At 61.3% G+C, this 14,611-nt stretch carries 17 protein-coding genes and 1 pseudogene; 11 read left to right on the forward strand and 7 right to left on the reverse strand.

Translation table 11 applies throughout. The annotated features are described in order from the left end of the window. Positions 1–23: 23 nt before the first annotated feature. From benC to dmpH, 9 genes are all read left to right on the forward strand, one after another. Positions 24–1,034: a benzoate 1,2-dioxygenase electron transfer component BenC gene (benC, locus tag KRX52_RS07160; RefSeq protein WP_217681144.1), complete on the forward strand. Its 1,011-nt coding sequence runs from the start codon at positions 24–26 to the stop codon at positions 1,032–1,034. Positions 1,035–1,327: 293 nt separating this feature from the next. Beyond that, on the forward strand, positions 1,328–2,104 hold the full coding sequence (locus KRX52_RS07165; protein ID WP_217681046.1) for a 1,6-dihydroxycyclohexa-2,4-diene-1-carboxylate dehydrogenase: 777 nt from the start codon (positions 1,328–1,330) through the stop codon (positions 2,102–2,104). Between the two features lie 127 nt (positions 2,105–2,231). After that, complete coding sequence (locus KRX52_RS07170) at positions 2,232–2,546, forward strand: 2Fe-2S iron-sulfur cluster binding domain-containing protein (protein WP_217681047.1); 315 nt, start codon at positions 2,232–2,234, stop codon at positions 2,544–2,546. A gap of 70 nt (positions 2,547–2,616) precedes the next feature. After that, positions 2,617–3,540 carry a catechol 2,3-dioxygenase gene (locus KRX52_RS07175; protein ID WP_217681048.1) on the forward strand — a complete coding sequence of 308 codons (924 nt, stop codon included), beginning with the start codon at positions 2,617–2,619 and terminating at the stop codon, positions 3,538–3,540. Positions 3,541–3,767: 227 nt separating this feature from the next. Next, positions 3,768–4,625 carry an alpha/beta fold hydrolase gene (locus KRX52_RS07180; protein ID WP_217681049.1) on the forward strand — a complete coding sequence of 286 codons (858 nt, stop codon included), beginning with the start codon at positions 3,768–3,770 and terminating at the stop codon, positions 4,623–4,625. Then, positions 4,622–5,404, forward strand: a complete 783-nt coding sequence (gene dmpE, locus KRX52_RS07185; protein WP_217681050.1) for a 2-oxopent-4-enoate hydratase — start codon at positions 4,622–4,624, stop codon at positions 5,402–5,404. Before KRX52_RS07180 ends, dmpE begins: the two co-directional genes overlap by 4 nt. A 14-nt stretch (positions 5,405–5,418) precedes the next feature. Then, positions 5,419–6,342: an acetaldehyde dehydrogenase (acetylating) gene (locus tag KRX52_RS07190; RefSeq protein ID WP_217681051.1), complete on the forward strand. Its 924-nt coding sequence runs from the start codon at positions 5,419–5,421 to the stop codon at positions 6,340–6,342. Positions 6,343–6,353: 11 nt separating this feature from the next. Next, positions 6,354–7,394 carry a 4-hydroxy-2-oxovalerate aldolase gene (gene dmpG / locus KRX52_RS07195; RefSeq protein WP_217681052.1) on the forward strand — a complete coding sequence of 347 codons (1,041 nt, stop codon included), beginning with the start codon at positions 6,354–6,356 and terminating at the stop codon, positions 7,392–7,394. Beyond that, positions 7,391–8,185: a 2-oxo-3-hexenedioate decarboxylase gene (dmpH, locus tag KRX52_RS07200; protein ID WP_217681053.1), complete on the forward strand. Its 795-nt coding sequence runs from the start codon at positions 7,391–7,393 to the stop codon at positions 8,183–8,185. Before dmpG ends, dmpH begins: the two co-directional genes overlap by 4 nt. An 86-nt stretch (positions 8,186–8,271) precedes the next feature. On the opposite strand, the pseudogene KRX52_RS07205 reads toward dmpH, so the two are convergent. Beyond that, positions 8,272–8,385: pseudogene (locus tag KRX52_RS07205) on the reverse strand (transposase); the annotation flags it as partial. 671 nt (positions 8,386–9,056) lie between these two features. Here KRX52_RS07205 and KRX52_RS07215 point away from each other — a divergent pair. Beyond that, complete coding sequence (locus tag KRX52_RS07215; protein WP_217681054.1) at positions 9,057–9,470, forward strand: DUF7673 family protein; 414 nt, start codon at positions 9,057–9,059, stop codon at positions 9,468–9,470. Positions 9,471–9,902: 432 nt separating this feature from the next. Here the strand turns inward: KRX52_RS07215 and KRX52_RS07220 are convergent, their stop codons facing one another. Both KRX52_RS07220 and KRX52_RS07225 read right to left on the reverse strand, forming a co-directional pair. Next, positions 9,903–10,694, reverse strand: coding sequence for a hypothetical protein (locus tag KRX52_RS07220; RefSeq protein ID WP_217681055.1), 792 nt, complete (start codon positions 10,692–10,694; stop codon positions 9,903–9,905). A 130-nt stretch (positions 10,695–10,824) separates the two neighbouring features. Beyond that, positions 10,825–11,178, reverse strand: a complete 354-nt coding sequence (locus tag KRX52_RS07225; RefSeq protein ID WP_217681056.1) for a hypothetical protein — start codon at positions 11,176–11,178, stop codon at positions 10,825–10,827. Positions 11,179–11,315: 137 nt separating this feature from the next. On the opposite strand from KRX52_RS07225, the gene KRX52_RS07230 reads away from it, so the two are divergent. Continuing rightward, entirely contained in the window at positions 11,316–11,660 is a 345-nt protein-coding gene (locus tag KRX52_RS07230) for a helix-turn-helix domain-containing protein (protein WP_217681057.1), read from the forward strand. Here KRX52_RS07230 and KRX52_RS07235 read toward each other — a convergent pair. The 4 genes from KRX52_RS07235 to KRX52_RS07250 form a co-directional block, all read right to left on the reverse strand. Continuing rightward, positions 11,634–11,960 carry a hypothetical protein gene (locus tag KRX52_RS07235; protein WP_217681058.1) on the reverse strand — a complete coding sequence of 109 codons (327 nt, stop codon included), beginning with the start codon at positions 11,958–11,960 and terminating at the stop codon, positions 11,634–11,636. The genes KRX52_RS07230 and KRX52_RS07235 overlap by 27 nt on opposite strands. Before the next feature lie 22 nt (positions 11,961–11,982). Continuing rightward, positions 11,983–12,480, reverse strand: coding sequence for a RadC family protein (gene radC, locus KRX52_RS07240; protein ID WP_217681059.1), 498 nt, complete (start codon positions 12,478–12,480; stop codon positions 11,983–11,985). 30 nt (positions 12,481–12,510) lie between these two features. Beyond that, the gene (locus KRX52_RS07245; protein WP_217681060.1) at positions 12,511–13,446 is read right to left on the reverse strand and encodes a recombination directionality factor; all 936 of its coding nucleotides are present in this window, start codon (positions 13,444–13,446) and stop codon (positions 12,511–12,513) included. 84 nt (positions 13,447–13,530) lie between these two features. Then, entirely contained in the window at positions 13,531–14,535 is a 1,005-nt protein-coding gene (locus KRX52_RS07250) for a YqaJ viral recombinase family nuclease (RefSeq protein WP_217681061.1), read from the reverse strand. Positions 14,536–14,611 lie beyond the last annotated feature (76 nt).

The raw sequence follows: 14,611 nt of genomic DNA on the forward strand, positions 1-14,611 counted from the left end.
TACCGCTCCAAGCTAGGTGCAACATGTCGCACAAGATCGCCCTGAATTTCGAAGACGGTGTCACCCGCTTCATCGATGCCAACGCCAGTGAGACCGTGGCCGACGCCGCCTACCGCCAAGGCATCAACATTCCGCTCGACTGCCGGGTCGGCGCCTGTGGCGCCTGCAAGTGCCAGGTCGAATCCGGCAGCTACGAGCTCGGCGAGGACTTCATCGAGGATGCCCTCAGCGCCGAGGAGGCCGCCCAGGGCCTGGCGCTGACCTGTCAGATGCGCGCCAAGAGCGACTGCGTGGTGCGCGTGCCGATGTCGTCTAGCGCCTGCCGCATCAAGCAGGGCAGCTTCCGCGCTGCGATCCGCGAAGTGCGCGCGCTGTCCGACAGCACCCTCAGCCTGACCGTCGAGGGCGAAGAACTGGGCAAGTTGGCCTTCCTGCCCGGGCAGTACGTCAACCTGCAGGTGCCAGGCAGCGTGCATACCCGCGCCTACTCGTTCAGCTCGATGCCTAGGGACGGCCAAGTGTCGTTCCTGATCCGCAACGTGCCGGGCGGACTGATGAGCGGCTACCTCACCGGTGCGGCCAAGGCCGGCGATGCCGTGACCATGACCGGTCCGCTGGGCAGTTTCTATCTGCGCGAAGTCCAGCGTCCGCTGCTGCTGCTGGCCGGCGGCACGGGCCTCGCCCCGTTCCTGGCGATGCTAGAGAAGATCGCCGCCAGCGGCAGCGAGCAGCCGGTACACCTGATCTACGGCGTCACCAACGACTTCGACCTAGTGGAGATGGACAAGCTGGCGGAATTCGCCCAGCGCCTGCCCAACTTCACCTGGAGCGCCTGCGTGGCCAACCCGGACAGCCAGTATCCCAACAAGGGCTACGTGACTCAGCACATCGCGCCGGGCCAGCTGAACGATGGCGACGTCGACATCTACCTGTGCGGTCCGCCGCCGATGGTCGAGGCGGTCAACCAGGATCTGCGCCAGCGCGGAATCAAACCGGCGAATTTCTACTACGAGAAGTTCGCGGCTAGCGCCTAAGCAGTTTTCATGAGCTCCATGGGCAAGAGCCCTTTGATGGGACAGGCTTGGCAGTGTACCAAGCAGTTCCATCCTTTTTATTTGAAGGACTAGGTTCTGTACGAAAAGTCCTGAGCTGGATTTGAAAGACCTCAGGAATGGTCAATAAACGGTCGATTCTTGGGTCTTCGGATGCATTTTTGGGGCGACTTTTACCTCGTTGCCCAGTGCAAACCGAATTTTCGTACAGAACCTAGGGGCAGTGCTTCTGGTTTTCCCCAAATCATGGGGGCCAACAGATTGAGGCTGGAAAAATGAGCAAACGCTTCCAAGAAAAGGTCGCAGTGATCACAGGTGCCGCTCAGGGTATCGGCCGGCGTGTGGCCGAGCGGATGGCAGCGGAGGGAGGCCGCTTGGTGTTGGTCGACCGCTCTGAACTAGTCCACGAGCTGTCCCACGAGCTGTCAGGCATCGCCGAGGTGCTGTCTCTCACTGGTGACCTTGAACAGGCTGGCGATTGCCAGCGGGTGATGACGGCGGCGGTCGAGCGCTTCGGTCGCCTTGATATCCTGATCAATAACGTCGGTGGCACCATCTGGGCCAAGCCGTTCGATCGCTATCTGGAGCACGAGATTGAGGCAGAGGTGCGCCGCTCGCTGTTTCCCACTCTGTGGTGTTGCCATGCCGCACTGCCGCAGATGCTCAAACAGGGGAAGGGCGCCATCGTCAACGTATCCTCGGTGGCTACCCGCGGGGTTAACCGCGTGCCCTACGGTGCTGCCAAGGGTGGCGTCAACGCACTGACTGCCTGCCTGGCGCTTGAAACCGCCGAGTTTGGTATTCGTGTCAACGCTACCGCGCCAGGCGGCACGGAGGCACCTCCACGCCGTATCCCGCGTAATGCTGCAGAACAGAGCGAGCAGGAGAAGGTCTGGTACCAGCAGATCGTCGATCAGACCATCCAAAGCAGCCTGATGAAGCGCTACGGCACCACCGACGAACAGGCGGCCGCCATTCTCTTCCTCGCCTCCGATGATGCCTCCTACATCACTGGTGTGACTCTGCCAGTGGCAGGAGGGGATCTTGGCTGATCCTTGCACCTGATAAGTGGAGAAATCGACTTACCACGAAGCAAGGTACAGGAGATGTTCAGTAATCCATATTCGAGATCTAGCCAAATCCTCAGTCTTTACGAGCTTTCCAGATTTTCGGTGAGTTATGGATAGCAGCTATGAAGTACGTGAGCAATTAAGTGGCCAAATCTTCCACGGCCATCCAGACCAATCAGTTCTGCGAGCGATGGAGAACCAGGGTATACGCTGCGTACCGGTCGGGTGCCGCGGGGGAGGATGTGGAGTGTGCTTGGTGCAGGTGGTAAGCGGTGAATTCGAGTGCGGTCGCATGAGCTATCGCCATGTATCGACTGAGGCGCACGCACAGGGCTGGGTGCTAGCTTGCCAATTGTATCCACGTAGTGACTTGGTCATAGAGCACTATCCGGGAGTAGACGTTTCCGGGAGCAAGCTTGGCTAACAAATTCCTAGGCACGGTGTTGGATTCATGATGTTTTAGGCCCAACAAAAAAGACAACAGAGGTGTCGATATGAGCAAAGGTGTAATGCGCCCTGGGCATATCCAAGTGCGCGTACTAGACATGGCCAAGGCCTTAGAACACTACGTAGAGCTTCTGGGCCTTATTGAGGTCGACCGCGACGAGAGTGGTCGTGTTTACCTCAAAGCATGGAGTGAGGTCGATAAATTTTCGTTGGTACTACGTGAATCCGATGAGGCCGGCATGGACTTCATGGGGTTCAAAGTAATCAATGAAACCGCTCTCGGACAGTTGGCTGAGGATCTCGTGTCATTTGGCTGCTCGGTAGAGAATATCCCTGCCGGTGAGTTGAAGGGCTGTGGCCGCCGTATCCGCTTCAGCGCACCGTCCGGCCACAGCTTCGAATTGTTCGCTGAGAAGGAGCAGACCGGCAAGTGGGGGCTGGCCGAGGTCAACCCGGAGGCCTGGCCGCGCGGTCTCAAGGGCATGAAGGCTGTGCGCTTTGATCACGCGCTTATGTATGGCGATGAGTTGCCGGAAACCCTGCGTTTGTTCACAGAGGTGCTTGGCTTCGATCTGGCTGAACAGGCCGTCGATGCGCACGGCAATCGCATCGCCCAGTTTTTCACGTGCAGTATGAAGTGCCACGACGTGGCGTTCATCCAGCATGCCGAGAAGGGCAAGCTACACCACGTCTCGTTCTTCCTGGAGACTTGGGAGGACGTGCTGCGCGCCGCCGATCTGATCAGCATGACCAACACCTCAATCGACATCGGGCCAACTCGTCACGGCCTGACACACGGTAAGACTATCTACTTCTTCGACCCGTCCGGCAACCGCAACGAGGTGTTTTGTGGCGGCGACTACCACTATCCGGACCATCCGCCGGTGACTTGGAAAGCCGATCAACTGGGCAAGGCGATCTTCTACCACGACCGCCAGCTTAATGAACGTTTTCTCACTGTTTTGACCTGATCTCCATGGTCTTGCTCATCAAAGAGGTCAAGCGCTTCATCAACAGCAAATACGTCGACTTGTGCAGCTCGAGGCCAGCATTGTCCAGGGTAACAGCTAGTTTCTGCACTATCTGCGCACAGTGTTTGGTGGCATCAATTTTTTGGGCATCGGCATCGAAAACTGGCTGCATCCGCTGGTGTTCTACTCCGAGCTAGAAAACAACTGCTTAAAACTGTGAGGTAGTCATGACTCAATCCATAATAAGCCCGGAAATCGGTCGAGAGATTCTCGCTGCCGGCTACCGCACCAACCTGCATGACCAGGGCGAAGGCGCCCCGGTCCTGCTGATCCACGGCTCAGGCCCCGGCGTCACCGCCTGGGCCAACTGGCGCGGGATCATCCCGCAGCTGGCGCAGCACCGCCGGGTGATCGCTCCGGACATGCTCGGCTTCGGCTACAGCGAGCGACCGGTCGATGCGCAGTACAGCCAGCAGCGCTGGGTCGAGCATGCCATCGGCGTGCTCGACGCCCTCGGCATCCAGCAGGCCGACATCGTCGGCAACTCGTTCGGCGGCGGCCTGGCGCTGGCCCTGGCCATCCGCCACCCCGAGCGGGTGCGCCGGCTGGTGCTGATGGGCAGCGTTGGCGTGTCCTTCCCGATCACCGAGGGGCTGGACACCGCCTGGGGCTACACGCCGTCGCTGGCCAACATGCGCAAGCTGCTCGACCTGTTCGCCTACGACCGCCATCTGGTCAACGACGAACTGGCCGAGCTGCGCTACCAGGCGAGCATCCGCCCGGGCTTCCAGGAGTCGTTCGCCGCCATGTTCCCGCCGCCGCGGCAGAACGGCGTCGACGACCTGGCCAGCGCCGAAGCCGACATCCGCGCCCTGCCCCACGAGGCGCTGGTGATCCACGGCCGCGAAGACCAGATCATCCCGCTGCAGGCCTCGCTGACCCTCGCCGAGTGGCTGCCGCGCAGCCAGCTGCACGTCTTCGGCCAGTGCGGCCACTGGACCCAGATCGAACACGCCGGCCGCTTCGCCCGTCTGGTCGAGGACTTCCTCGCCGAGGCTGACGCTTCTCAGGAAGAACGTGCATGAATCAAGAGCTGATCCAACAGCTCGGCGACGAGCTCTACCAGGCCATGCTCAGCCGCGAGACCGTGGCGCCGCTGACCAGCCGTTATGACCTGACCGTCGACGACGCCTACAAGATCTCCCTGCGCATGCTCGAGCGCCGCCTGGCGGCCGGCGAGCGCATCATCGGCAAGAAGATCGGCGTCACCAGCAAGGCCGTGCAGAACATGCTCGGCGTGCACCAGCCGGACTTCGGCTACCTGACCGACGGCATGGTCTACAGCAGCGGCGAGGTGATGCCGATCAGCGAGAAGCTGATCCAGCCGCGCGCCGAGGGCGAGATCGCCTTCATCCTCAAGAAGGACCTGATGGGCCCCGGCATCACCAACGCCGACGTGCTGGCCGCCACCGAGTGCGTGATCCCCTGCTTCGAGGTGGTCGACTCGCGCATCCAGGACTGGAAGATCAAGATCCAGGACACCGTGGCCGACAACGCCTCCTGCGGCTTGTTCATCCTCGGCGACCAAGCCGTCTCCCCGCGCCAGGTCGACCTGGTCACCTGCGGCATGGTGGTGGAGAAGAACGGCCAGCTGCTGTCCACCGGCGCCGGCGCCGCCGCGCTGGGTTCGCCGGTCAACTGCGTGGCCTGGCTGGCCAACACCCTCGGCCACTTCGGCATCGGCCTGAAGGCCGGCGAGGTGATCCTCTCCGGCTCGCTGGTGCCGCTGGAGCCGGTCAAGGCCGGCGACTTCATGCGCGTCGAGATCGGCGGCATCGGTAGCGCCAGCGTGCGCTTCGTTTGATCGGGAGCCTGAATATGAGCAAGAAACTGAAAGCCGCGATCATCGGCCCGGGCAATATCGGTACCGACCTGGTGATGAAGATGCTGCGCTCCGAGTGGATCGAGCCGGTGTGGATGGTCGGCATCGACCCCGAGTCCGACGGCCTCAAGCGTGCCCGCGAGTTTGGCCTGAAGACCACCTGCGAGGGTGTCGACGGCCTGCTGCCGCACGTCATCGACGACGACATCCGCGTCGCCTTCGATGCCACCTCGGCCTACGCCCACGCCGAGAACAGCCGCAAGCTCAATGAGCTGGGCGTGCTGATGATCGACCTGACCCCGGCCGCCATCGGTCCGTTCTGCGTGCCGCCGGTGAACCTCAAGGAACACGTCGGCAAGCTGGAAATGAACGTCAACATGGTCACCTGCGGCGGCCAGGCCACCATCCCGATGGTCGCCGCGGTATCCCGCGTGCAGCCGGTGGCCTACAGCGAGATCGTCGCCACCGTGTCGTCGCGCTCGATCGGTCCGGGCACCCGCAAGAACATCGATGAGTTCACCCGCACCACCGCCGGCGCCATCGAGAAGGTCGGCGGGGCTAAGGAAGGCAAGGCGATCATCGTCATCAACCCGGCCGAGCCGCCGTTGATGATGCGCGACACCATCCACTGCCTGACCGAGAGCGAGCCGGACCGCGACGCCATCACCGCCTCCGTGCACGCCATGCTCGCCGAAGTGCAGAAGTACGTGCCGGGCTACCGCCTGAAGAACGGCCCGGTGTTCGATGGCAACCGCGTATCGATCTTCATGGAGGTCGAGGGCCTGGGTGACTACCTGCCCAAGTACGCCGGCAACCTGGACATCATGACCGCCGCCGGCCTGCGCACCGCCGAGATGTTCGCCGAGGAAATCGCCGCCGGCACCATCGAGCTGCCGCGCCGCGACGCTGCCCTGGCCTGAGGAGAGACACGATGAATCTGCAAGGCAAGCAAGTCACCCTGCACGACATGAGCCTGCGCGACGGCATGCACGCCAAGCGCCACCAGATCAGCCTCGAGCAGATGGTCGCCGTGGCCACTGGCCTGGATGCCGCCGGCATGCCGCTGATCGAGATCACCCACGGCGACGGCCTCGGCGGTCGCTCGATCAACTACGGCTTCCCGGCGCACAGCGACGAGGAATACCTGAGCACGGTGATCCCCAAGCTCAAGCAGGCCAAGGTCTCCGCCCTGCTGCTGCCGGGCATCGGTACCGTCGACCACCTGAAGATGGCGGTGGACTGCGGCGTGTCGACCATCCGCGTCGCCACCCACTGCACCGAGGCTGACGTCTCCGAGCAGCACATCGGCATGGCCGCCAAGATGGGCGTCGACACCGTCGGCTTCCTGATGATGGGCCACATGGCCAGCGCCCAGAAGATCCTCGAGCAGGCCCGCCTGATGGAAAGCTACGGCGCCAACTGCATCTACTGCACCGACTCGGCCGGCTACATGCTGCCCGACGAAGTCAGCGAGAAGATCGGCCTGCTGCGCGCCGAACTGAACCCGGCCACCCAGGTCGGCTTCCACGGCCACCACAATATGGGCATGGCCATCGCCAACTCGCTGGCCGCCATCAAGGCCGGTGCGGTGCGCATCGACGGCTCGGTCGCCGGCCTCGGCGCCGGCGCCGGCAACACCCCGCTGGAAGTGCTGTGCGCGGTGCTCAAGCGCATGGGCGCCGAGACCGGCATCGACCTGTACAAGATCATGGACGTCGCCGAGGACCTGGTGGTGCCGCTGATGGACCAGCCGATCCGCGTCGACCGCGATGCTCTGACCCTGGGCTACGCCGGCGTGTACAGCTCGTTCCTGCTGTTCGCCCAGCGCGCCGAGAAGAAGTACGGCGTGCCGGCCCGTGACATCCTCGTAGAACTCGGCCGCCGCGGTACCGTCGGTGGCCAGGAAGACATGATCGAAGACCTGGCCCTCGACATGGCCAAGGCTCGCCAGCCCCTGAAGGTGACTGCATGAGCCGTACCCTGACCCGCGACCAGGTGCTGGCCCTCGCCGAGCACGTCGAAGGCGCCGAGCTGAATGTCCACGACATTCCGAAGATCACCAACGACTACCCGCAGATGACCTTCGCCGACGCCTACGACATCCAGTGGGAAATCCGTCGTCGCAAGGAGGCCCGCGGCAACAAGACCGTCGGCCTGAAGATGGGCCTGACCTCCTGGGCGAAGATGGCGCAGATGGGCGTGGAAACGCCGATCTACGGCTTCCTCTCCGACTACTTCAGCGTGCCGGACGGCGGCGTGATCGACTGCTCCAAGCTGGTCCACCCGAAGATCGAGGCGGAAATCTCGGTGGTCACCAAGGCGCCGCTGCACGGCCCGGGTTGCCACATCGGCGACGTGATCGCCGCGATCGACTACGTGATCCCGACCGTGGAAGTGATCGACTCGCGCTACGAGAACTTCAAGTTCGACCTGATCAGCGTGGTGGCCGACAACGCCTCCTCGACCCGCTACATCACCGGCGGCCAGATGGCCAACCTCGAGGACGTCGACCTGCGCACCCTCGGCGTGGTGATGGAGAAGAACGGCGAGGTGGTGGAAGTCGGCGCCGGCGCCGCGGTGCTCGGCCACCCGCTGTCCAGCGTGGCCATGCTGGCCAACCTGCTGGCCGAGCGCGGCGAGCACATCCCGGCCGGCACCTTCATCATGACCGGCGGCATCACCGCCGCCGTGTCGGTGGAGCCGGGCGACAACGTCACCGTGCGCTACCAGGGCCTGGGCAGCGTTTCCGCCCGCTTCGTCTGAGTATGTTTGTCCCTTTGCCCCGGCCTTATGCCGGGGCCTTTTTAGGTTCACTGTATTTTGACGGGGAAGGAGGCCTTAATTTTTGTTCATCGCATTTTCCTGGGGAAGGCGGTTTTGATTTTCAGGAAGAAGTAATCGGCGTCCCTGAAGCCATAGCCCATGCGCTTGATGACCTTGATCCAGTAGTTCACCCCCTCCAGGGCACCTCTAAAAACCAGCCCGGCCACGGGGAAAAATCGTCCGTCTGTCGATCACCCGGAGCTTGCTGATGTTCAGTCTGTTTGCCGACCGGGCGGTAAGATGATCCGGAGCATTGGTCTGGCGCGAGCCGAGTTTGGCCTGATGGTCAAATCGGCGGTTTACAACCTCAAGCGGATGTCGAGCCTGCTGGAAATGACCTGAACCGGGCACCGGTTGCGTGATGCAAGCGGCCATTCACGATGCTCTGCGAACGCCCCAGTCGGCGTTCGGATGCCAAGGAGCTGCACTTTCGCACCTTGGCTCAGCCTGGATGTGTGTTTTTAGAGGTACCCTATAATCGCCTGTAGCAAATATGTTGCAGAAGACTATTTTTTTCCGCCTATCTAAGCCCGTCCAGGCGCCCTCTCACTCCCCGCCACAGCACTATAAGCAGACTCACACGACGCCGATCGGCCGGCTTTCGAATGCCATCTCAGAGTCCATCCGCGGCGGCTGATGCCCCTCAGATCCTGAAGGCTCAAAGCCAGATCAGCTCGCCTCATAATCCGCCAACTTTTCGGCGCTGATTTGCAATTATTAAGTGATGCCTGTCACAATACCTGCCGATAGCGTCTGATTACTGTCATCGGTATATCATAGGGATTAGCTATTAATCTAACACGGGCGATACATGAATCGAGACATTCATCCTCTCAGTAAGCGCTTGGTCATTGATATCAAGCACGCCCGCCGTGCTCGCGATGAGGCCGAAATCGAAAGAGCCATTTCAGTGCACATCGAGCAGCATAATCTCTGGTGCTCAAAGCAAAAGGCGATGATTCCCCACGCACTGGAGGCGCTGGTCAGGCTGCTTGACACCGCTCTCCATGGGAGTGGAGACGCCAGGCACATCTGCAAGCGGTTCTTGCTTGGCCTGCGAGACGGGAGAGCGCATCGGTTCAATATGTCAAAACTCCGACACTTGGATATCGGACACTGGCAGGACTGTATGGCCGTACTTGGGCTTTATCAGTATTCCCTGTACCCGATTGATCACCTCATTGAGGACGGTGAGCTGTTGTGGAAACGGCTTGAGGATCAATAGGACGCCACCCCCTCCGTACGCTTTGGAAAGGAAGCCTTGAGCGCTATGTCAAACTCCATCAAAAGTCCGAATCAAGCTCACGCACCCGCTGTTCAAACCTGCGGTAGTCGATCATCATCCAGCGTGACTAAGCGCTGGGGATGGGCTTACAACAAGGTTCGCTCGTTGAATTGCGGCAGGTTGACTGCCGTCTGGCGCGCAACCCGTTTCGCCTTGCGCGGTAATAGCGGTCGCTTCTTCAGCTCGCGAGGCTGGACCAAGCTGCGCATGCCCAGTCACTAGACAAGGTGGCGGTATTCTTCGAGCGCTATTTCGGCCTGGCGTGATGTTGTGGAAAGCAGAAAAAATAAGGATTGAAAAGGGGAGGCGAAAGCCTCCCCTTTTTTTGCCCGCGAGATGACTTTCCTCACCTGCTCTGTGAGGCCGAGACTGTCATTGCATCAGGATGCCAAGTGGCTTGTCGTCCTGGTCGTAGCAGATGTAAGTCTCACAGTAACCACCCAACTGATCGACGTTCGACTGACTATACGCTGGGAGCCATTTGCCCAGCTCGGCTACCGGCACCAGCTTGTTGTCGATATAGCACTCATCGTCCATGCGAGGGTTGCACCAGGCTTCCTTGACTTCAGGCCATTCGGATTGGGCTGAGGTAGCAGCTGACTGCTGAGTAGCTGCCTGGGTATTCCCTTTCTGGGCTTGCCAAGCTGCGTAGCCACCTTCATAGCGTCCGTCGAATGTAGAGACTAGCTGGTCATCCGGTACCCCTATGTCCAGATAGAACTGGTACAGGAGAGATCCCGCTTCGGCATATGACACCTTACGGGAGACATCATTCCGGTAGGCCACCGGCTTGCCGTCGCTGCTGATGCCGACCCGATACCAGATCGAGGTGGTGAACATCACATCCTGAGGCCACTCGCCGGCAACGACGTTTTCGAACCGACACTTGCCTCGCAGGCAGGCTCCGCTTACCTGGTTGGGGTAGCGGACATCCTGACGGCGTTGGTCATCCCAGACAGCGATGTAACGACCATTTTCCAGCCAGGTGCACTTCAGCATGGGGTGGCCATTGAAGGCTTTCTTGGTGATGCAGGGGATTGCCTCGGGGAGGCCTTGATTGCTGGTCTCGTCCGGGTATGCAACCCCGCCCCAGACATAGTGGTCAACTGCAGCCTGAGCATTGGCGCAGAACGCGAGCAGCAGGGTGCCGAAAATCCGTTTCATGAGGTAACTCCAGTTTGTGGTTTCTTGCGAGGGCGAAAGAGGAGCCGGCCGTTAAACGGCCGGTGGCGGAGCACGGGAATCCAGCAGCGCAGAGGGCTCTTCGCTGTTGGTAGCTAGCGGAATGGGGGGGTTACTTCTTGTAGATGACCCTGAGCCGCTTGTTTACGTAGTCCTTCAGGATTTCGTAGTCGGGATCATAGGTGGCCAGTGTGTGGCCTACACCGGCAGTGGCTACGATGGCTGCTGCTGTCAGTGATACTGGCATGGAAACGAGGCCCATTATGCCTCCCGCAATGCCTCCTTGTATGGCTGCACTTTTCACGTCGCTCTTGACACGGCATTTCATCCCAAGGCTTTCAATCTTGGTTTCGACCAGCTTGATGCCGTCCGTGAAGTTGCCCCTGAGGCCGTTGATCTCGAAGGACGCTTTGCTGCGCACGAGTCCTTCGATCTGTGCTGCGTTCAGTCCACTTATGACGTACATGCTGCGTTGTGCTCCCTGCCTGGGTATTGGTGTTGGAAGAAAGTCTGTTGTCAACCTTTAAGGTTGAGTCTCGGTTTGTGAGGTCCTTCATGTCAACAGGTTGATGCCCAACCATCCAGGTCGATCTGGAGGGCGGCATGTCAAGAAACGATTCAAAACAGTTGGCAGTGCTGGTGGGACGGGCAATTTCCAGGCAGAGGGTGCATCGCGGGTTGACTCAGGAAGAGGTGGCTGAGCGGCTGGGGATCGGTACTGAGGCGGTCTCGCGGATTGAGCGTGGCGTTGTGATCCCGAACATTGCCCGTCTTCTGGAGATGGCCGAGATTTTCGGTTGTGGTGCTGCCGATTTGCTGGGAGAGGTCAGCCCGCTGGCCGATGACCAGGCACGGCGGATCAGTCGATTGCTGGAGCCGCTGGCCCAGCCCGACCAGCGGTTGGTCCTCGATCTGGTGGAGTCACTGGCTAGCCGGTTGCGCGACTGAGGTTGCCCTTGAAGGCGCATCGAACCGTGCGCCACAGCGCAGGCAGAGGCAGTCGAAACCGCCGAACTGATAGCGCTCTACATCCGCGATGAATGACTGCACGTCTGGATGGATGTGTGTGACTGCACTCATCGCATCGCTCAGGCTGTGCAGCAGCCATTGCGCTGGCTCCCCTTCGGATTTCAGGGTTTTCCAGGCTTGCATGAACTCGCGCAAAGCACCGATGGCCAGCACGATGCTGCGGGCCGCCTGCCGGTCAATGACTGCCGATGATTCGCAGATCAGGCACTGAGTACCCATGTCAGATCCCTCCTGAGCGTCGTTATAGATACCCCAGCTCAGCCAGCGACACGCAGCCGTCCGTACCGACCACGATGTGATCAAGGATGCGAACGCTCACCAGATTCAGCGCCTCCTTGAGCTTGAATGTCAGGTGGCGGTCGGCATTGCTTGGCTCCGGATCGCCCGAGGGGTGGTTGTGCACCAGGATCACTGCTGCCGCGTTGTGTTCCAGGGTCAGCTTGACCACTTCCCGCGGATAGACGCTGGCTCCGTCCAGGGTGCCGCGGAACAATTCATGGAAGCCGATCACTCGATGCCGGGTATCGAGCAGCAGCAGGGCGAACACCTCGTGCGGATAGTCCTGCAGCAGGGTTTGCAGGTGGGCGAACACGCTCTGCGGATCGGTCAGCGGACGGCCCTTGGCCAGCCGTTTGCGGGCCAGTTGCCGGGCCATGTGCAGGATGTCGGCCTCGGTGACCGGCGATTCCATGACGTAGGTGCCAGGTACTTCCCCGGCTCTGAGTTTGTGGAATTTCATGCTGTGGTTCCTCGAATCGATTCTGTGGGGTCAGTGCGCTTCGGTTGAGGGGGATTGATGTTGCATCCGTGCCTCCAGGCGCTCGGCCAGGCCGGGCTTGCGGGGTGCGGCAACGGTGGCGGGAGTGGATGCGGTCGTGACTTCCTGACGGCCGGATTCCTCCTCGGTCACCGGAAAGAACTCCTCGACGATGGCTCCGGTGTCTTCCTCGCTGTCCTCGAAGGCGCCGTTGGCGAAGCCTTGCCGGGCAGCTTGATCCAGCGCGGCCTGGTCGAAGCCGGCGTTACGCCGGGTTTCATCGAGCTGACGGGCCTGCTCCAGCGCTTCTTCAAGCGACAGCCCGCTGCGCACCGTGATGTCGACGTAGAAGATCGGTGTGCCGTGGCTCTGTCGGGTGGACTTGCCGCGCAGACGCAGCTCCAGCGGCAGACAGGCCAGGCGGTTGCCGGAGATCGCCTGTAGGTACTGCAGCCGTGCCGCCAGGGTGCGGATGCTGTTGAAGCCGGTGGTGCGAAACACGAAGCTGCCGAGCGGATCGTCATCGCCGATAGCCACGTTGAGACGTCCGTAGGGTTTGCAGGCATTGCCCTTGGCCAGCGGGCAGGCATCCGGCGAGGGGCACGGCAGTGATTGCAGGCCCTCGCTGGTCTGGCGACGGCAGGTTTCGCCATTGCCGACGCACAGCGGTCGCCCGGTGTTGCGATCGAACAGGCTGTAGTCGGCGCGGAAGTTCAGATCCGGCTCGTTGAACAGCAGGCGGATCGGGATGCTGCGGATCTTGCCGCCTTGCTCCTTGCGCAGTGCTTCGTCGAAGGGGTGCAGCAGCCAGCCGTCGCGGACCTGCACTTGGGATGTGATGGTGAACTGGTCGTCCTTCTCCGGCAGGCGCTTGCCGTTCTTCTCGACGACCTTGCCGATGGAAATCCGGCCGAGTACCGGAGGGGTGATTGCCAGGCCCTTGAGCATGGGGGTTCTCCTTGAGCTGAAAATAGAAAAGCCACCCAGGCCGCGAGGGCCGGGGTGGCTCATTGAAAGAGGGGGTTCGGTAATTCAGGTAATCAGGAAACGGCGACTGCCGGGCTTGGTCAGTGCGTACTGCTTCTGCAGCTCGGGGTGATCCTGCAGCAGTCGCTTGATGTCCAGGCCGACGCTGTCCTTGGCCTTCTTCCAGGTGGCGCTGCCGCCCTCGAAGAGTGCCCGGGTGGCGTTGCCCATGGCCTGCTGCAGGGTCTGCTTGAGTTCGGACTCACGCTGCTCGTGAACGCTCAGCAGCTCACGCGCCGCCTTCAGTTCGGCAAAGGTGGCCGACAGGTGCTCGTCGTGGCTGAAGTCCAGGCTCAGGCCGCTGTCCTCGGGGAACAGACAGCGCAGCGCCTGCTCGGCCGACTCGCTGCCATCGGCCGGTGGCGGGGTGTCGTCGATGACGTACTGCCAGAACTGCTGCTCCAGACGCATCAGGCGGGCGATTAGGAAAGCGTCGCGTTCGATGCGGTGGATCTCGACCTGCTGACCACCCAGCAGGACCGCCACATCGGCAGCCTGCTTGCCGGTTACCGCCAGCTGGTGCATTACCTGCAACTGCACATACTCGGGCACGCCCTCTTTCCAGAGGCGTGCCCCGTTTATGCCGGCTGTCTTGCATTCGAGAATCTGCACATCCTCGGCGCCGATCACCTCCCGGTCGATGTTGGCCAGCATCCAGCTGAACTGGGGATCGGGGTGCTGCAGGACGGCATTCACTCGCCGTACCCGGTTGCCGCTGCGTTTGGTGTAGTGCGCCGCGACAATCGGCTCGAGAATGTTGCCCCAGTAGGCCGGGCTTTCCTCGTCGTGCGGATCGGCCTTGGGCAGTGCAGCATCCCGGCCGGTCTTCTCCATCCACAGCTCCAGCTGAGACTTGTAGGGGCTCAGGCCTACGGCCGCCGCGGCATCCGAACTGCCGATGCCACGCTTGCGCACGGCCAGCCACTCTGCGCGTGGCATTTCCTTGGTCTTGACCAGGCGCAGCGCCGGCCGAGGCTTGCTCGGGGTGGTGCGGGATTGAATCTGTTCCATGGTGCATTCCTCCAGACGCAAGAACGCCCGGCCAACCGAAGCTGACCGGGCGCTCTCGCAAGGGATGTGAAAGGGA

Origin of the sequence: Geopseudomonas aromaticivorans, from assembly GCF_019097855.1 — a bacterium.
Lineage (GTDB): Bacteria > Pseudomonadota > Gammaproteobacteria > Pseudomonadales > Pseudomonadaceae > Geopseudomonas > Geopseudomonas aromaticivorans.